General features: G+C 63.0%; 14 protein-coding genes and 1 pseudogene. 7 read left to right on the forward strand and 8 right to left on the reverse strand.

Features of this window, described 5'->3' with window-relative positions; all coding sequences use genetic code 11:
- Positions 1–26: 26 nt before the first annotated feature.
- The 3 genes from XH91_RS18230 (at position 27) to XH91_RS18240 (ending at position 2,189) form a co-directional block, all read left to right on the forward strand.
- On the forward strand, positions 27–533 hold the full coding sequence (locus XH91_RS18230; protein WP_128951847.1) for a Spy/CpxP family protein refolding chaperone: 507 nt from the start codon (positions 27–29) through the stop codon (positions 531–533).
- A gap of 81 nt (positions 534–614) precedes the next feature.
- A complete protein-coding gene (locus XH91_RS18235; RefSeq protein WP_128951848.1) occupies positions 615–1,001 on the forward strand; it encodes a DUF302 domain-containing protein in 387 nt (128 codons plus the stop codon).
- 222 nt (positions 1,002–1,223) lie between these two features.
- Entirely contained in the window at positions 1,224–2,189 is a 966-nt protein-coding gene (locus tag XH91_RS18240; protein WP_128951849.1) for a metallophosphoesterase, read from the forward strand.
- Here the strand turns inward: XH91_RS18240 and XH91_RS18245 are convergent.
- Complete coding sequence (locus XH91_RS18245) at positions 2,170–2,658, reverse strand: CDP-archaeol synthase (RefSeq protein ID WP_128951850.1); 489 nt, start codon at positions 2,656–2,658, stop codon at positions 2,170–2,172. The two genes, XH91_RS18240 and XH91_RS18245, sit on opposite strands and share 20 nt — an antisense overlap.
- 64 nt (positions 2,659–2,722) lie before the next feature.
- The gene (locus tag XH91_RS18250; RefSeq protein WP_128951851.1) at positions 2,723–3,289 is read right to left on the reverse strand and encodes a cytochrome b; all 567 of its coding nucleotides are present in this window, start codon (positions 3,287–3,289) and stop codon (positions 2,723–2,725) included.
- 262 nt (positions 3,290–3,551) lie between these two features.
- Here XH91_RS18250 and XH91_RS18255 point away from each other — a divergent pair, with 262 nt between their 5' ends.
- Entirely contained in the window at positions 3,552–4,745 is a 1,194-nt protein-coding gene (locus XH91_RS18255; protein WP_128951852.1) for an OpgC domain-containing protein, read from the forward strand.
- A 67-nt stretch (positions 4,746–4,812) separates the two neighbouring features.
- On the opposite strand, the gene chrA is transcribed toward XH91_RS18255, so the two are convergent.
- The 4 genes and pseudogenes from chrA to XH91_RS18275 all read right to left on the reverse strand — a co-directional run.
- Positions 4,813–5,997, reverse strand: coding sequence for a chromate efflux transporter (chrA, locus tag XH91_RS18260; protein ID WP_128951853.1), 1,185 nt, complete (start codon positions 5,995–5,997; stop codon positions 4,813–4,815).
- 70 nt (positions 5,998–6,067) lie between these two features.
- Positions 6,068–6,979: a DUF1259 domain-containing protein gene (locus XH91_RS18265; RefSeq protein ID WP_164933962.1), complete on the reverse strand. Its 912-nt coding sequence runs from the start codon at positions 6,977–6,979 to the stop codon at positions 6,068–6,070.
- Positions 6,980–6,996: 17 nt separating this feature from the next.
- Positions 6,997–7,230 (reverse strand): PepSY domain-containing protein, encoded by a 234-nt coding sequence (locus XH91_RS18270; RefSeq protein ID WP_128951855.1) that lies wholly within the window; start codon positions 7,228–7,230, stop codon positions 6,997–6,999.
- A gap of 49 nt (positions 7,231–7,279) precedes the next feature.
- A pseudogene (locus XH91_RS18275) lies at positions 7,280–7,435 on the reverse strand (sulfurtransferase); the annotation flags it as partial.
- A 436-nt stretch (positions 7,436–7,871) separates the two neighbouring features.
- On the opposite strand from XH91_RS18275, the gene XH91_RS18280 reads away from it, so the two are divergent.
- Positions 7,872–8,906 (forward strand): Cj0069 family protein, encoded by a 1,035-nt coding sequence (locus tag XH91_RS18280; protein WP_128951856.1) that lies wholly within the window; start codon positions 7,872–7,874, stop codon positions 8,904–8,906.
- A 411-nt stretch (positions 8,907–9,317) separates the two neighbouring features.
- A complete protein-coding gene (locus tag XH91_RS18285; RefSeq protein WP_128951857.1) occupies positions 9,318–14,081 on the forward strand; it encodes a hypothetical protein in 4,764 nt (1,587 codons plus the stop codon).
- A gap of 14 nt (positions 14,082–14,095) precedes the next feature.
- On the opposite strand, the gene XH91_RS18290 is transcribed toward XH91_RS18285, so the two are convergent.
- Positions 14,096–17,137, reverse strand: coding sequence for an ATP-binding protein (locus XH91_RS18290; protein ID WP_128951858.1), 3,042 nt, complete (start codon positions 17,135–17,137; stop codon positions 14,096–14,098).
- A gap of 290 nt (positions 17,138–17,427) precedes the next feature.
- Complete coding sequence (locus tag XH91_RS18295) at positions 17,428–18,177, reverse strand: trypsin-like peptidase domain-containing protein (RefSeq protein ID WP_128951859.1); 750 nt, start codon at positions 18,175–18,177, stop codon at positions 17,428–17,430.
- Between the two features lie 120 nt (positions 18,178–18,297).
- Here XH91_RS18295 and XH91_RS18300 point away from each other — a divergent pair, with 120 nt between their 5' ends.
- Positions 18,298–18,600 carry a hypothetical protein gene (locus tag XH91_RS18300; protein WP_128951860.1) on the forward strand — a complete coding sequence of 101 codons (303 nt, stop codon included), beginning with the start codon at positions 18,298–18,300 and terminating at the stop codon, positions 18,598–18,600.
- Positions 18,601–18,673 lie beyond the last annotated feature (73 nt).

Genomic DNA, 18,673 nt, shown 5'->3' on the forward strand with positions numbered 1-18,673 from the left:
ATTGACGGCAAGGGAGGACAGACGCCATGCGCAAACTCAATCAGCTCGCTGCGGTTGCTTCAGTAGCGACCGCGATGCTTGTCGCGACCGCCACCGCGCAGCCCTTCGGACCCGGAGGTATGGGATCGGGACGCGACATGATGGGACCCGGCATGATGATGGGGCCGGGATTCATGGGCCGAGGCGGCCATGCGGGCGCCTGCAGCCCCACGGCTGCCGGCTTTCTCGGATGGCGTATCGATCGGATCGAGCAGGTCATCAAGCCGACAGAAGCGCAGCGCGCCAAGTTCGATGATCTGAAGGCAGCCTCGGACAAAGCCTCCGAAGCCCTGCGTCTGGCTTGTCCGACCGAGGTACCGACCACCGCGGTCGGCCGAATGGAATTCATGGAGAAGCGCATGGAAGCCATGCTGCAGTCCGTCAAGACCATGCGCCCCGCGTTCGAGGCCTTCTACGCGACGCTCAGCGACGAGCAGAAGGCTCGACTGGATTCGCCAACCGAACGCGGCCGCTTCTGGCGACACCTTTGGTGAAGCTCCAATCGGGCTGAGACGACGCCGTCGTGTTCAAAGGCAGCGATGCTGTCCACGCACGTGACGAGGAGGAATTGCAAGATGACCTACTATTTCGGCAAAACCCTGCCGGTCAGCTTCGAAGCAGCGTTGCAGCGCGTAACGGAAGCCCTCAAGCAGGGTGGCTTCGGAATCATCACGGAAATCGACGTCAAGCGAACATTCAAGGAAAAGCTCGGCACCGATTTTCGAAACTATCGCATCCTCGGAGCATGCAATCCGAAGCTCGCTTACGAGGCCCTGCAACTCGAGGACAAGGTCGGCACAATGCTGCCGTGCAATGTCGTGGTGCAGGAGGTCGCTCAAGATCGCACCGAGATCGCGGCCATTGATCCCGTCGCGTCGATGCAGGCAATCGACAATCCGGGGCTCAAAGCATCAGCCCAGCATGTCCAGACGCTGCTACGGAAGGTGATCGAGAGCTTGTAGGAAGCCCTTGATGACTGCTGGGTCTCGCTAGGCGAACTTTGCTCCGCGCTGGCCTCACGAGGGATTTCGGTCCCCGACGGCTTGCGATCACGACCGACGCCAATCGCGAGGCGCTCTCGCTGGACGGCGTCGCAGATGCGTTCCACACCCTCCTCCTCCGCCGCCAGAACGACGAACCAGTGCGGGTACGCAGTTGATTGCCACGAACCGAAAGGCGCCCTAGTGGAAGACGAACTGCTTTCGACATTGGAGCAACGCCTGGGCCGGATTCACGCCCGGCAGCGACTCGGAATCGAAACGGATCATGAAGCGCAGATCTTCGGCCAGGGCCTCAACTTCTTCCATATCGAGAATTGGTACTCCATTCATTCGCTGATCCGAACCATTCTGAAGCTGTCGGGGCTTTACTGGCGCGGGCGCCGAAATGCCGAGCGGATTGCCGTAAAATACAACAGCATCGAATGCGCGAATTTGCCGGCCTCGTTCGAAGGATTCGCGATACTTCACATCAGCGATACCCACGTGGATATGAGCCAGCGCGCGATGCGGCGCCTGGCCGAGGTGGTGCCTGGCCTCAACTACGATCTCTGTGTCCTGACCGGCGACTATCGCGGCAAGACCTTCGGAGCGTTCGACGCCGCGTTGGAGGGCATGGTCCGGGTCACCGCCCACCTGAAGCAGCCGATTCTTGGCGTGCTCGGCAATCACGACACGATCAGGATGCTGCCCGGCCTCGAGGCGATGGGCATACGGATGCTTCAGAACGAGTGCGCGGTCATCAAGCGCGACGATCAGGAGATATTCGTCGCAGGAATCGATGACGCGCACTACTTCAGGGTCGACAACATCGAGAAGGTCGGATCGGAGATCCCCGACGGAGCCTTCTCGATCCTGCTGTCCCATACACCGGAAATCTATCGGCAAGCGGCGCATGCCGGCTTTGATGTACTGCTGAGCGGGCATACACATGGAGGGCAGATCTGCCTTCCGGGGTCAATTCCGCTCACGCTTGACTCGGTGCTTCCGCGTCGGATGGGCGCCGGCGCGTGGCGCTATCGAGACATGGTCGGGTACACATCCGTGGGCGCCGGATCAAGCGTCGTAGCCGTTCGATTCAATTGCCCGCCGGAGATTACGCTGCATCGGCTGTGCCGTCCGACCGATCGCGTCAATACGGCTGATCCCTGATGCGCAACATGTACAGCAGGCGGGAGATCACAAGCTCGCCGACAAAGAACATCAAGACGACCATGAAGACGTCGGCGTAGCTCAGAGCGAGGCTCTCCCGGCAAGCCAGGAGTGGAAACAGAGATTCCGGAACCTGGTCCAAACCCAACGCCTGGCTGCTTGGCGGCATGTTCATGCGCCGTTTCACGAAGCTGGAAAACAGGTCTCCCACCATCGCGACCATGGCCATGAGAGCGCCCAATTCATAACCCAGCCCAAGAAGCCTCCCGCCAACGGCGGTCACGACGATTGACGCAACGATGCCGCGGACGGTCTTCGAGGCGCCGAATATCGGTCGGCCATCGAAGAGCAATAGCCCTCCATCCACCGAGAGCGCGAAACGAGAGCCGAACATTTTCTTGGCCACGACCGGCGACCCGTTCGCGAGCGTCAAAAGAGCAATTGAATAGAAGATCGGCATCGCGGCCATCGAGCATCTCGCGCACAGCACCGAGGTATGAGCAGGCAGACACGTCCGCGGCTCGTAAGACGTCTCAATCTTTGGAGTGGGGCAACATCCGGATGAGGGTTCGGTCCCGAAATACCCAATGATGAATGAGCGCAGCGATCGCATGAAACGCTGCGATAACCACCAGCGCATGCGCCAGAACTTCGTGCACTTCCTTCACATTGTGAGCAAAATTCGCGTCCTTGAGCCAGGGTGACGGAATGGCGGCAAGACCGAACAATGGCAATGCATCACCCCGCGCGAACTGAAGCACAATTCCGGCGACTGGCACTGCGACGAGCAGCGCGTAAAGAGTATAGTGCGCGATCGCGGCGGCAGGATCGCCCCACTTCCCGAGCCAGACCCCAAATTCGGTCGTTTCCGAAACGGGGGGTGGATTGATCGTTCGCCAGATCAGGCGAGCCACAAGCAGGACGAGAATTGCGATCCCGGCGCTGACATGGACGGCAAGGCCCGTCTGCCGGGATTCGCCCTTTGGCAAGTCATCGCCAAAAGTGCCCAGTACCCAAGCAAGAATGACAAGAACCACCGTCAGCCAGTGCAGGGTCTGCGCAATAGCACCATAGTTCCTGTTCGAATTGAGCAGCTGCATGTCGGAGCCTCTCAATCATGATCTTCCAAAACGCAATTCAATGCGTTGATGTGAATCAAGCTGGCCGAGGCGCAGCCGTTACCCTTCGGCACACCCATAAAAACGCCGCCTGCTTAAATGACCGCAGGCGGCGGCTTTCCAGCCCCGGGAGGACAATGCAAAACCCGGTATGTGACATCCTGCACGACCTGGAGCGGCTGTCACTTTGCTCTAGATCAAGACTCGTCCGGCCACAGAGCTGCAATGTGTAACAATGGTTCCGATGCCGCGTGCGGACCGGTTCCCGCTACAGCAAGGTCACGCGGCGTGGCAGATTCGAATTTTGATTGCTTTGACAAAAGCTCGAGGGAGGTCACAGATTTCCGGCGATGGTCGTGACTTGCGGCTCGACGTTTGTCGCGGGCTGGCGCTCTGGTTTGTTTTCATCGACCACATCCCCGGCAACGCCTTCGACTGGTTGACTATTCGCAATTACGGATTTAGCGACGCCTCCGAAGTATTCGTTTTCGTGTCGGGCTATACGTGCATGGTCTCGTATGGCGGCACGCTGCGAAGTCGAGGTTGGCCAACCGTCATCGCACGCAGCTTGCGACGCAGCTTCGAAATCTACGTTGCGTTTCTACTGCTGGTCATCATCTATCTCGTTCTGGCCTGGCTGAGCGGTTCCTATCTCGACGAAACCAACACAAAGCACTTCTTCAACGATCCCGGGACAGCCCTCGTCCACCTCCTGGCTCTTCAGTACGCTCCCGTCAACACCGATATCCTGCCCACGTTCGTCATACTGCATCTCGCATTTCCGCTGGTGCTGTGGCTCATGGCTCGCAATGCGGCAATCGCGCTCGCTGCATCATTCATGCTTTACTTGATGGTGCAGCTCTACAGTTGGCAAATGCCGGCGTGGCCGACCGGAGAACTCTATTTCAATCCATTCGCCTGGCAGGTATTGTTTGTCGTCGGCGCCTGCTGCGCCGGTCCGGGCGCTCCGTATTTTGCTGCCTTCTTGCGACACCGGGGCACGATACCGCTCGCCGCCGCTTATGTTTTGTTCAGTCTCATCGTCGTCTTGAGTTGGCGTGTGGACGCCTTCAAGTGGCTAGTCCCGCAAATGATAGAAGGCTGGCTGTATCCAATCTACAAGAGTCATTTGGATCCGGCTCGGCTCATCCACTTCTTGGCAATCGTTGTTTTGTTGACGCGCTTCGTGCCGCCGGGCGGCCACCGTCCACCCGGGCCCTGGATGAAGGCGCTGATCCGTTGCGGCGAAAACTCGCTATCCGTTTTTTGTTTCAGCGTGCTAGCTTCCTTCGTTGCGTTCGTCATATTGAACCGGGTCTCCGACGGGCTGCCAATGCAGGCCGCGGTCAGCGCGCTTGGTATCGCCTTCATGATTACGATTGCCAACCTTTTCACATGGGAGGCCAAGCTCGACCGGCGGGGGCCAGCGCTATTCTAGGCGCCAACAGTCGACCTCGATCGGCTGCGGGCCAGACCATCCCGAGCACCGCGCACATCGCCACCCCTCACTTGAGTCCTGTGAGCACCCATGCCGGCTGCAGGATCGGATAGGCGATCAGCCCGACGACGGCCGTGACCGCAATCAGCAAGGGATTGCTGACCTTCCAGCGGAACAGCACGGCCAGCGACACGATGCCGATCAGTGCGGTCAGCCAGTCCCCGATCGCGATCTTGCCCAGCAGGAAGCTCGCTCCCACGATGGTTCCGATCGCGGCCGCGTAGGCCCCCTTCACGAACCCCTGCACGTTCGGATTCTTGCGGTGGCGCGCCAGCAAGGGCGCCACGATCAGGACCAGCAGGAAGGACGGGAGGAAGATGCCGACCGTCGAGATCAGCGATCCCCAGAAGCCCGCCACCAGATAGCCGACGAACGTCGCCGTGATCACGACCGGTCCCGGGCTCATCATGCCGATCGCGACAGCCACCAGGAATTCGCGCTCGTTGAGCCAGCCATACTGCTGGACGAGGCCCTGTTCGAGGAACGGAACGATCACCAGGCCGCTGCCAAACGTGAGCGAGCCCGCCTTGAGGAAGAACAGCAGCAACTTGCCCAGCGTCGAGCCGGTCGCCACCGGTGCCGCTGCGGGCGCCGCCGCCGGGATCACAGCGAGCTGGAGGGCGACCGGCGCCCGCTTGATGTTGCCGTAGTAGATGATCCCGACGATCCCCGCCCCGATGAACAGCAGCGCGACCTCGGCCTTCAGGATCACGGTGACGGCCAGACAGACGGCGGCGATCACCCACTGCAGCCAGTCTTCCATGCCGAGCTTGGCGAGCCGGTAACAGGAGTGTAGGATCAGAGCGATCACCGCAGGGCTTACGCCATAGAAGATCCCGGTTACCGCCTTGAGATCCCCAAGGTGGACGAAGAGCGCGCCGAGCGCCGCGACGATGACGAAGTTCGGCAGGATGAACGACCAACCGCCGGCCCAGGCCCCCCAGAATCCGCAACGCAGATAGGCGATGAAGATTCCGACCTGGATCGCGAGCGGGCCGGGAAGCGACTGGCAAATGGCGATGGTCTCGCGCATCTGCTCCTTGGTGAGCCACTTCTTGGCGTCGACGAGCTCGCGCTCCATCTGGCCGACCAGCGCGACCGGTCCGCCGAAGCCGAGAAAGCCCAGCCGCAGGAAATAGCGCACCAGTTCGCCCATCTTTCCGCGTTCGATGTCAGTCGTTGTCGTCGTCATCACTTGTCCCCATCGCCGTGATATGCGGGCTGCAAAATCGATCGAGCGGCTCCTTCGCTCAATCCTTGGCTCAACTCTTCGTGCTGGCAGTCTTGTCGAGCGCCGCGCGCAGACCTTCGGCGAGCTTGACGGCGTCGTCGTTCGCCCAGAAGTGCATGAAGAACAGCCTGGGCTGCTCGTCGAGCATGTGGCTGTGCAGCGCGGTCACCTCGATGCCGTGTGCCCGCAGCGCCTGTATGACCGGGTTGACCTCGTCGCCGGTCAGCACGAAATCGCCGGTGATGGCAGCCTTCCCGCCCCCGGTCGGCTGGAAATTGATGCCGATCGCGACGCCCATCGGGCCGACGGGAGTCAACGCCGTGCCGTCCTGTGTGATTGGGTCTCGCCGCTTGACGTTGAACTGGTAGACGCCGCCGTTGGCCTGGCCCTTCACGCCGATGATCTGGTCGAGCTTCGCCGTGTCGAGATCGACGGCCGGCGGCGGGCTCGCCGGCGCTGCGACCGTCAGCGGCGTCTTGCTCTCGGCCAAGGCATCGTGGATCGCCGAGGCCAGCTTGACGGGGTCGCCCTGGCCGGCGACGTGCATGTAGAAGGTCGCCGGGCTCGCGCGCAGCAGATGATTGTGCACGGCGGTGATCTCGAGACCGCCCGCGATCATCTTCGCCATTACGGGATTGATCTCGGTCTCGAGCAACACAAGGTCGCCCATGACCATGACGCCGCCGTGCCCCGGCTTGAACGCGACCCAGCCGCCAAGCGCCAGCGCCGGCTTGATCGTCACGCCGTCCAGCGTCACGGAAAGATCGGTCCGGGGGAAGCCGTAGCGATGGACGTCGTCCGAGACGGCGGGCTTGCGTCCCAGCGTCTGGTCGACCTTCTGCCAATCGACATTCTGCGCATTTGCCGCCGAGACGAAGGAGCCGGAAGCAGGTGCCAAGAGGCATGCGCCGAGCGCGATCAGCGCGTGAATTGTCAGTTTCATCGTACTGCTCCTCGAACTCAGTTGCGTTCTTTGATCTGGCCGCTGCTGTCGACGACGAGCGTCACCGGCTTACCGTCCTTCAGCGCTTTGGCGGTGGTACCTTCGGCCGTCGACTTGACGTCTTTCACCTGCGAGTAGCCGGCCGCCTGAATCTTGGCGACCAGCTCTTCCTGGGTCAGGGCGCGGGCGGGCGAGAAGCTCGCCGCTAGCGCCACGAAGAGCGCTGCCCGATCAATCGTCGATGTTCGCATGTCTGATCTCCTGGTTGTCACTGCCCCAGAAGTCATCAGTGCTCCGGCCTCACTTGACCTTGTTGGTCGGCCAGTTGCGTGTCTCCTTGGTCGCGTCGCGGCACCATCGGTAGAACACGTCGTAGAGCTGGAGACCGGCGTCCAACTGCTCGAGGTCGTCCTGGAACATGCGCGACCGGCCGAGCGATGCCGCGAGCAGGCCCGCGCCTCCGGCGCTCGTCGATGCGGACATCAATGAGCGTCGGCGCGGCTGCCGTGCCTACAAATCGAGACAGTTTATCCGGGGAAATGGAGGGATACGATGCTGACATGCTGCGCCCTTGGTGATCAGGACGCGATTCTTTGGCATGACGCCTCGCGGGGAGATCGCACATCCCCGTAGCGCAAATAGAACGCCTCAGGCGCGAGCTGTCAACGGCGTTTGCCTTGGGTGCGCCCGAAAACCATCGATGGAGCGTCACGAAGATTTCAGCACACGATAGGAACGAAATCGAGATCGCCCCGGGGTCACACCTCTGGCGGGGAACCCCCGCTTGAAGGAGCCACGCAATATCACATACACTGGTCGTCCGGGATCAAGCAGACTCCCGGCGAGACTTCGGTCCAAGTTCTGCGCAGCACGCAACACGTGGAGCTTGCGCATGGATACCGAACGACAACTCTCTCCCCGACGCATCGTCGCCATCCTCTCGCGAGGAGATACCGTCGCGCGCCGAGATGCCACCTCGAGAAACGGCCGCTTCGCTGACGTGTTCGAAGCTCTCGCCACCGTCGGCGTCGACGGGCGCCCCGTGATCTACGACGAAAGCTTTGCCGACGCCGTCCGCGAACAACTGCTCGCGGTCGACGGCGTGCTCGTCTGGGTCAATCCGATTCAAGACGGCCGAAACCGCGCAAGCCTCGACGCTTTGTTGCGCGACGTTGCTGCGCAGGGCGTGTGGGTCAGCGCCCATCCGGACGTCATCCTCAAAATGGGCACCAAGGAAGTCCTCTATCGTACCCGTTCGATGAGCTGGGGATCGGACACGGCGCTGTATCAAACCGCGGCCGCCATGCGCGCCGAGTTGCCGAGCCGGCTCGCCGCCGGTCCGCGCGTGATCAAACGCAACCGGGGCAATGGCGGCCAAGGCGTCTGGAAGGTCGAGAAACTGCCGACCTCCTCCATGATCAAAATCCTGGATGCGACCAAGGTCGCACCCGAGGAACTGACGCTGGATGATTTCCTGCGTCGCTGCGCGGAGTATTTCGAGAACGGCAGCGTCATCGACCAGGCATTCCAGTCCCGCCTGAGCGAGGGGGTGGTGCGCTGCTATATGGCCGGCGATCGCTGTGCCGGGTTCGGGCACCACAAGGTCAAAGCCCTGGTCGAGACGCCGGCCGCGCGATCCGAGGCCGGACCGCGGCTCTACACATCGAACGCGGACCCGCGCTTCCAGCGGCTGCGCCGGTTGATGGAGGACGAGTGGACGCCACAGCTAATTTCGCTGCTGGACATCGCGCGAGATGACCTCCCCGCGATCTGGGACGCCGACTTCATGCTCGGGCCCGTCCAGCCCGACGGCAGCGACAGCTACGTGCTCGGCGAGATCAACGTCAGCTCGGTGCATCCCTATCCGAGCGAGGCGACGGCGGAAATCGCCAGGCGGGTTGCCGACCGGCTGCAACTTAAGCTCTGACGCGCGCTGACGGTCAGCGGCTCAAGCGCCTGCACCTTTCCGTGTCACTCGATTTGCAGGACGGAGAATGTGTCGCCCTGCAAGGGCCCTCCGGGATCGCAAAGACCTTGCTGCTCCGCCCTCCCCAGCGAGCCCTCTCGACAGAGGCTCTCCGCACCAAAATGAAAGTTCGAAAGTGTGGGCCAGTTCATAGAACCGCCGGCGCCGGACCAGCACAGTTGGAAGAGCGACTTTGGCTTGAAGTGGCGCCGACGTTACGGCCGAAGGTATGGGGCAAGTTCTTTTGGCCGAGCCGGCCGATCTCATCGACATTGCGACCTAAAGATGTATCTACTGAAATAGTATGTAATAGTTGTACTCTGGCTCGCCCTCGAACGACAGTTCGGCCGCGAGCCGCCAGGGAGGCAGGACATGCGTCGCGATTTGACGATCAAGACCGGCAGCATGGCCGGCACGTCGGACTTCCGGGTGCTGGCCCCGATCAAGAAGGGGTTCGTGCCGTCCCTGGACGCGACCACGTACAAGACGCGCGTCAAATACGTTCTGCGGGCGCTCAACGGCGGACGCGCGAGCGCATATGAATACGAACTCGCCCGCGTCCTGTCCGACTCCGTGGACCGCGTCGGACGCATCCACTCCGTCGGCATCGCCGTGCTCGAGCCCGAGGACGATGCCGCGGATGCCGTGGACTACGTGCTGCTGACGGCAACGTTCGACGGCTCCTGGGAGGCCTATGTCCGCGTCATCTGGCAGAAGGCCGCGCGCCTGCTCGATCTCATCTTCTGCAATACCGAGGGCTATGTCCTCGGCTACGAAAACACCTATGAAGACTGGGGCATATGGCTGAAGAGCCGGCAGAGCGAAGCCTACTTCCTCTACACCACGCCAGACCTGACCGTGGACGACACCCGCTTCCTGCGGATGGAAGAGCGGGTTTATCGGCGCGCCTCGGGCGCCGATGCCGATCGGATCGTCACGGAAATCAAGATTCCCTCGCCGGAGGAGATTGCGCGACGGTCCATCTTCCAGGTCGACGGCCTCATCGGTGTCGATCCCACCGACGCAGGCTTCAGCAAGCCCCTCACCCTCGAAGCCGCCGGCCGGCCACCCTTCCGTCACGGCGTGCGCGCGCTCGCCGGGCTCTACCATCTGGCCGATTTCTATCCGCCGGGAACGCATGACGGGGTGATCCTGCACCGTGCGGCGCATGAGCTGCTGCCGGAATTCGTCGCCATGATCAACGACGGCAACAGCTACGCCGAAGGCATTGGCCGCGCGCGCCTGCGCATTGACGAGGCGATGACCTGGCTGATGACCCCGCCCGATGTCGCGGAGCCGCGGATCGACCTGCCGTTGACCCCGCCGAGCGAACAGACATTGCAGGATCCCGGCAACGTACAGGCCGGGATTGTGAACCCCTACCCGGATTCGGACCATGGCGGCCTGCTGTTGCTGCAGTTTGCGACGCCGGCTGCACTCGCCGCGTTCCTGAACGTCCTGAAGGTGACGACCGAAGCCGACGCCCTGAGCGCGGGGCAGATCGTCACCAACATCGCCTTCACGGTCGAGGGCCTGCGTCATGCAGGACTGACGGACGACGAGGTGCGCAGCCTGCCGGAGGAATTCGTGCAGGGCATGGAACGGCGCGCCGGCCTGCTGGGCGACGTCCGCTGGAATCATCCCGGGCGATGGCGCCTGCCGGCGAGCAACTGGGCGCTCGGGGTCGATGCGCCGGACCTGCGTGCAGATGACCCGACGCCGCGCATCGACATGGGCGCCGTCCACGCCATGCTTCAGCTGCGCCACTTGTCCGCGGCCACGCCGATGGCGGAGACGCGAGCCGCGCTGATGGCCGAGATGAAGCGTCTGGTCGATGTCGATCCCGGCATAAGGCCGCTCTCGATCCAGTGGATGCAGCGACAGCGCGATGCCTCCGGTGACGTGCAGGACCATTTCGGTTTCAAGGACGGCACGTCCAATCCGGTGCTCAACAAGCGCGATGCCGGCCTGCGCTATTCCAATCAGGTGCATCTCGGCGAGATCCTGTGCGGCTACCCGAATGTGGCCGACAAGACCGCCCCCTACGGCGACACCGACAATCGCGCTCACGCAATGCTTCGCGACGGCAGTTTTCTGGCGCTGCGCAAGCTGCGGCAGGACATCGAGGAGTTGGAGGAGGTCCTGCTTCGCAGCACGCGGCAGGCGACCGATGCCGCAGCCGCCGGCGACCCCGTCCCGCCCCTGACGCGCGAGACGTTTCTGGCCAAGATGATGGGGCGCTGGCCCACCGGCCACCCGAAGGCGGGGCAGCCGCTGACCCCCACGCCCCCAGCCGGCCCGGGGTACAACGACTTCAACTATGATTACGACGCGAAGGCCGAGCTGTGCCCGTTCCACGCCCATATCAGGCGCGCCAATCCGCGGGTGCGATTGACCAGGGCCGATGGCGGCGCCCGGCCGCCGCGCATCGTCCGACGCGGCATGTCCTACGGTCCGCCTGCCAAGCGCGGCGACGCGCAGGCTGCCAAGGACGCCCTGCAACAGGAGCGCGGTCTCGTCTTCATGGCCTACAACGCCAGCCTGGGCGAGCAGTTCGAGGTGGTGCAGAGCTGGCTGGCCGGCGGCAACAGTTCGGGCGGCTCCTCCGGGGAAAGCGATCCCTTCCTCGGCCTCGCCGAACCAGGCCGGCTCCGGCATTTCCGCTTCGAGCACGAAGGCCAGACCGTTCGCATGGCACTCGACGGCTCGGACCGCCTGCACGACGAGCCCCGCCCTTTCGTTCGTCTCGAATGGGGCGCGTATTTCTTCGCGCCATCGAAGAAGGCGCTGGCGAGCCTGCAACAATGGGCTGCGAGCCAGGGACGCAAGCCACTGGTGCCTTGGAGCGTGGACGACGGCGAGAAAGAGATCGCACGGCTGCGCGAGATCGAGCGCGTCCAGGGCGAAGCCGCAGCGATGGCAGGGTGGAAGACGGTGATCGAAGATCCGGATTCGGCCGCGAATTTCATCAATGCGTCGATCTGGGCCGCGATCCGCGAGCGCCACGGCGGCGTGCTGCGCACACCCTTCGGGGTGCTGGTGGCCGACCGGGACATGGTCACACAGGTGCTGACCGATCCCTACCGGCATTTGACCATCACCGGCTATCTCCCCCGCATGCAAGTGTCGTTCGGCATTCTCTATCTCGGCCGCGACGCCGGACAGGAAGACCAGGCCTATGAGAAGGAATCCGCCGTCTGCAACGACGCCATCATGGCTCTCGACCAGCCGGCTGCATTCCTACTCGCGCGAGCGACTACGCAGAAAGTCCTGCAAACTCTGGTCGACCTATCGATCAAATTTGCCAAGGACGATGGCGAGGCGAGCTGGGAGCTGACGGTCGATGTACGCGAGCTGCTGGAGCCGCTGCTGGCCGTGTTCTGCGAGGAATGGTTCGGGCTGACCGAGCAAGACGGTTTCTTCCGCAAGCAAGGCTATCGCTGGGACTGGACGCCGGATCAGCCGCCGAACTATCCCGGCCATTTTCTGTCGCCCTCGCGCTACATCTTCCAACCACATCCCAATCAGGAGGTGGAGGCGATTGGCGCTGCGCACGGCTCGGCAGTACGGACCGCCATGATCGGTTTCCTCAACCGCTTCAAGACAACGATCACCGCGCCCGTCACCAGGGCCGTGCTCGATTCTCAACGGGCGCAGGGCGACATCCCGTTTGTGGCGCGCACCGTGGCCGGCTCGATGATGGGCTTCATTCCAACCGTCGAAGGCAATTTGCGCCGGATCTTGAATGAATGGTTGCGCGAGGGGACCTTGTGGTCGTTGCGCGCGCGCTATGCCGGCACGGCCGCAACAGACTACACCGATGCCCTCAACCGGTTGGGAGACGATTTCATCCCGGCGATGCAGCTGCGCGCGGTGCCCGAATTGATATGGCGGACGGCCGTCGCTTCGTTCGCGCTGGGAACCGGCGAGCACACGGTCGATGTCAGCCCAGGTGACATCGTCGTCGCCGGCGCGGTCTCTGCGACCCAGCAGAACCTCGTCGATGGCCGCAAGGACTACTATCACGCTTTCGGCGGTAACCGCAGGGTCGCGGGCCATCCCACGCATGCGTGTCCCGGCGCGCATCCGGCGCTGGCGGTGATGCTCGGTTTCTTCAGCGGGCTGGTGGAGTCGACGCTGCCGTTGCGCGCGGGCCCGGCGCCGCTGACGCTAAGTTTGGACGGAAGGCTGCCGGGAAACCCCGGCTCTCCCCTCACCCTTGCCCTGGAGACCAGAATGCTGACCGCCAACGATTTTCGTTCATTCGATTTACGCTCGGCACCCATTGCAGCACTCCACGATCCCCATGAATTTCAGATCCGGAGCGCCAAGCAATTGCCGCGCATCGCCACGGCTGAGCTGGTGACACTCGGTGATTCATGGCTGTTCAAATTCCCGTTTGGCCTTCGCCCAAGCCTCACTTCATCACTCGAGAAGCTCGGATACGCGGCGGCTGACAGCCATCGCTTCGGTACATTCGGAGCGCGCCTGGAGGATTTGGCCGGCCCCAGTAGCCTGGACGCACTGAGAAACTGTTTTCAAAACCCCGATCCATTCGCGCCGCCACCGCAGGCGTTGCTGATCGGCGGCGGCGGAAACGACATCGTTGCTGGCTACACCACGCCGTCAAGCACGCCGCTTTACAAGATGCTGCTTCAGGCGCCCCCCACCAATACCGACCCGTTGATCGAGAGTGAGGTTCACGCGTTTATCGACGTCAAGATCGCGAACTTCTACCGGACCATCCTCGATTGCCTCGTTAACGAGCTGAACACCAACATTCCCATCCTGATCCACGATTACGATCATTCGATTCCCGACAACCGCCCGGATCCGGCGGCAGGGCCCTGGCTGCACCCGATCTTCAACGCACGCGGCATCACCGATCCGGCGGTATCGCAAGACGTTATACGACGTCTGATCGACAGGGTGGGCGCGATGGTGGCAACGGTTGCAACGAGCTATCCGGGCCACGTATTCCCGGTCAAAACCGCGGGCACGCTGGAAGCGGATCCTCGTTTTCAGCAAAATTACAAGCTGCTGTGGGCCAACGAATTCCATCCGACCGAGGACGGCTTCGACCTGCTTGCCAAGGTGGTCGCCGATAAGCTCAAGACCGGTTTCAACATCGGCTGAGGCGGGGCGCCGGCTTACTGGAGCCGTCCTGCCTGTTCCGCATGCCAGTGCATGCCGAGCGCGCGGAGCTTTTCGGCAGCCTCAGTTGCGGTTTGACGGGCCATTTCAACCTGGCCCTGCTGCGCGAGAAGCTCGGCGTGCGCGGCCAGGTTCAGAGCGGCATCGCGCAGCGAGCCGCGCCAGCCTGCGGAGGTTTCGGCCCGCAGCAACCAGCGCCGGCCTCGTCCAAAATCCCCCCGACGGGCCGAAAGCCTCGCGAGTGCGCGGCACGCCATTGCCTCGCCCAGCCGCTCGCCTTCGCGCGCGCGGCCCAGCACATGGGCTGCGTACCGCCGTGCCGTATCGACATCGCCTTCGGCCGCCGCCGCCTCGACCAGCCAGCTATATTGCACCGACGTGTAGAAGTGAAAGTTGCGCCGCTCCATCCATTGCGCGGCGTTTCGTAGCTGCTGCAAGCCATCGGCATCGCCGGTCGTGGACCAGCGGGCAAATCCGGATGCCGCGCGGCACGCCGTCAGCATCAGCAGGCTGCGCATGTTTTCGGCGGCGCGAGCGCCCTCCACGGCCAATTGCTCGGCCTCCTGCCAGCGGCCTTGCCAGACCAGCGCGACCGAGACCCAATTGCGCACAGAGCTCACGACCGGATGGGTCGAACCTTCGACCAGGCTCATCGCCTCGTTGAAACACTCATGGGCGCCATCGAAATCGCCCCGATCGGCCAGGATGCTGCCCTTGCACGACAACGAATAGGCCGAGCCGACGGCAATCGCGCCATGGCGGCGGCTGCGCGCAGTCGAGATGGCAGCGTCGATCAAGGCGGTGGCCTCGTCGTATTGGCAGCTCGCGGCGAGAATCTGCCCCAGCACGGCTTTTATCCGAGCGATCAGGCGGGGCTCCCCGAGCTTGTGCGCCCATTCCAGCGCCGTTCTCGTGTGTGTCACCCCTTCGCGAAAGCGGCCGAAGCCGTAGCAGGTGTAGCCGAGCCACTCATAAGCAGCGGCCGTCGCGCCGGTGTCGCCGAGCGAGGACGCGATCGCGACCGCCCGTTCGAACACGCTGGTGTCCTCGGTCAACGACAGGGGATCGAAGATGTTGGCCATGCCGAGTTTATTCGCCAGCAGGCACCAGCGCAGGGATTGCTCGCGCGAGCGATCCGGCAACCGATCCAACGCATCCATGGCAGCCTTGTACTGGGCCCCGGCAAGGTCCAACGCGAAGGCCGCCATGGCCTTGTCGCCGGCGCGTTCGGCATAATGAGCGGCGTTTTCCCAATGCCCTGCCCCGCGCGAATGGTGGGCCAAGGCTTCCAGCGTGTCTTCGCGGTCGGCCTGCTCGGACCGCGCCAGCAAACTGGCTTCGATGCGCTTGTGCAAGGCCTGGCGCTCGTGCAGGGTGATGGTGTCGTAGACAGCGTCCCGCGTGATGCCGTGCTTGAAGCGAAGCATATCGCCGGCTGGATCGGCGAAGAGAAAATCCGCGTCGGCCAATGCCCGCAAGGTCTCCGCGTCGGGCTCGCTGCCGCAGGCCGCCACGAGCAGGCTCTTCGGGACCGTGTTTCCGATCACCGCAGCGGCGCGGACAATCTTCACCTGACCCGGCGGCAGGCGCGACAGGCGCGACGCGACCAGCGTGGCGATCCATCCGCCTTGCTGGCTGCGCATCTCGAACGATGCATTGTCGTTGGCCGCGATGGAATGGCACAGCTCCTCGATGAACAGTGGCACCCCGCCGGCATAGGCGTGAACACGGGCCACGAGGAAGGGATCGGCTTGCGGCACCCAGCGTCGTACGGCGATGTCGGTTTCCCCTCCCGCAAACGGCTTCAGCAGCATATGCGGCGCGCCGGAAATCCACTCGGTGCCGTCGTCGCGCGGCCGGCTGGCGAGGATGAAGCGCGGTCCATGGGGCAATTGCAGGAGTTTTTCCAGCAACTGCCGGCTCGCGTCGTCGGACCATTGCCAGTCGTCGATCACCATCATCAACGGCCCTTGTGCCGACAAGACGGTAAAGAACCCGAGCAGGTCACCGACGACGCCATCGACGGTCATGCGGCCGCCGCGCGCATCGGCGCCGGTCGAGGCGAGTGCGACGATCGTTTCCGCGCGTGGACCGAGTTCGGCGAGCCATGGCTGCAGCGCGTCGCGGGCCGTCTCGTCGGCTTCGGCGATCGATGCGTCCGGTCGTATGCCCAAAGAGGCGCGCAGCATCTGCAGAAACGGTTGGAGCACCTCGGCGCCGACATAGCTCTCGCAGCTCCCCCGCAGCAGCTTGAACTGATCGGTATCGCAGTCTCGCAGCACCTCTTCCAGCAACCGCGTTTTGCCGAGCCCGGGACCGCCGACGACGACGGCACATCGTCGCGAGACCGGCTGTGGTTCGCTGAGAAAGCCCGTCAGAAAGTCGAACACTTCGTTGCGCCCGGTGAAGGGCGTCAAGCCGCGCCGGGACGTTGCGTCAAACCGCCGGGTCACCATGCTTCGTCGCAGCACCGCACGCGCTTGCGGCATCTCCGGCCCGGCGTCCGGCACCTGAACCAGGGCGCCGAGCTCGAAGAAATTCGCGTGCGGCCCAAGGGCATCAATGCTGGCGAGGATCTGGCCCGGGGCAGCCCGACGCGACAAATGCGCAGCCGTATTCACGACATCGCCGACCAGGTCATATCGGCCGGACTCGATATCCCCCTCGGTCAGAAGCAAGGTGCCCGCGTGGATGCCCGAATGCATGCGAAGCGGCAGTAGAGCCGGGGACACGCTGTCGTGGCGCAACAAGCCAACCCACCTGTGAATGTCGATGGCGGCTTCGGCGGCACGACGACCGTCATCCTCGCCGGACCGCGGATAGCCGAACACGGCCAGAACGCCATCTCCCTGCGTCCGGATGACGCGCCCGCCATGCTTGGACACCGCGCGATGCCAGATATCCCTGAGCTGCCCCAGCAGTTCGGAGAGATGCTCGGATTCGATTTCCCGGCCCAGCATGGTGGACCCGACGAGGTCAGAGAAAAGCACCGTCAATCGATGACGTTCGGCTTTCAGGTCGCGGGTCTGCGTGATCATCGGCGCTGTCGAGGCCAGCTCGTTCCCAAACAGCAAGCGCGGCCCAAGCTGGCGCCAGACCGGATGCCGCAAGATATATCATACACACCAGTAGGGTGCCGGCTAGCGTCCTAGATCACAAAGGTAAATCTCGCGCGACGGCATATAAAGATCGGCAGATTTGCCGCCGCGGTTGCTTTGGACCGGCGGACCACGACCGGCTCGCGCCTAAATCTGCGATATGGGGCACGCGTCAGCACGATACCGTCGCGGCCAGGACGATCCGTTGCGCCATCGCCTGCCGAGGCGTCCTACTGTGCGGCCACAAAGAGCCTCCGGACCGCGGCGACCGGCGCGGCAAAGGCAAACCCGTTGCGTCGCGCAAGGACAATTCCGACCAGATTCCCCTGCAGATTGACCAGCGCACCGCCCGAACTCCCTTGGCCGACGCGGACGTCCGATTGGATCAGATCGCCGTTGGCGATACCCGGGCACGAACGATGCAAGGCTGACACGATCCCAAGCGTCACGCTTTGCCCCCAATCCCCGGGGTTTCCGATCGCCAGGACCGACTGTCCCACCTCGATCGCGCCAGCGTAGTCGAGGGTCATCGCACGAAGATTGTCGGGGGCGACGCGGAGCAGCGCAACGTCATCCCGATCGGATCGCATGAGCACAAGGGCGTCCAGCGCCCGGCCATCCTGGAGTTTTGCCTTCACGACTGACGCGCTGGCAACCAGGTGATTTGCAGTCACGATGAAGCCTGCCAAGGCATCCACGATGACACCCGCTCCCTGCCATTCCCGCAGCGTCGGAGGATCGGGCAACCCGGCTTCCGGATCAAAGATCCGCGGCTCCGACGGCACGCCCCAAGCCCGGATTCCCACCACGGCCGGCGAGATGCGCTTCACGAGAGGCGCAAGGTTCGTCGTCGAGAACGTCTCAGCCTGCTCCCTATCGAATTCATTGGCGCGGCAGACGCCGGATCCAAGGACAAGCGCCAGGCCCAACACGGGCACGACCGTCCATGTGAGGGAGCGGCAGAAGGTGGCAAGTGGCATGAGAGACGCCTATCCGAACGACGCTACTCGAGCAGCCTAACAACAGCGGATCAGGCGCGATTTGAGGAGGCTCAAAGTTCGCCGCGCCCTCTTCGGTGCCGCTTACGGATATTTCCTTAGGTGAAGCGCCCGAATTTCGGCCCCAAGACTGGTGCGTTAGAAATCCATTGCCAGCACGGATTCGGCTCGTTGACGATGGAGCCTGCAGTGAACCATTCGATGTACACTGTCGACAAGACAACCCATCTGAAGGTGGTCGTTTTGGTGCTTGCCGGTAGCATCGCCATGATGGCGATCACGCTGAGCGCCCGACTGGCTCGTCCTGAAGTCAATGCGCAGGTGACGGCGACCCGGACCGTTTACAAGCCCCGTCCCGACCACACCCTGACCGAACTGACCCGGCTAGAGAAGCATCCAATCTAGAACGTTTGACGGAGTGCAGCGAATGACCAACGAAGCAATCAAGGCGTTGATGGTACTTGCGCTCTACGGAGTA

The organism is Bradyrhizobium guangzhouense (genome assembly GCF_004114955.1).
Taxonomy (GTDB): Bacteria; Pseudomonadota; Alphaproteobacteria; order Rhizobiales; family Xanthobacteraceae; genus Bradyrhizobium; species Bradyrhizobium guangzhouense.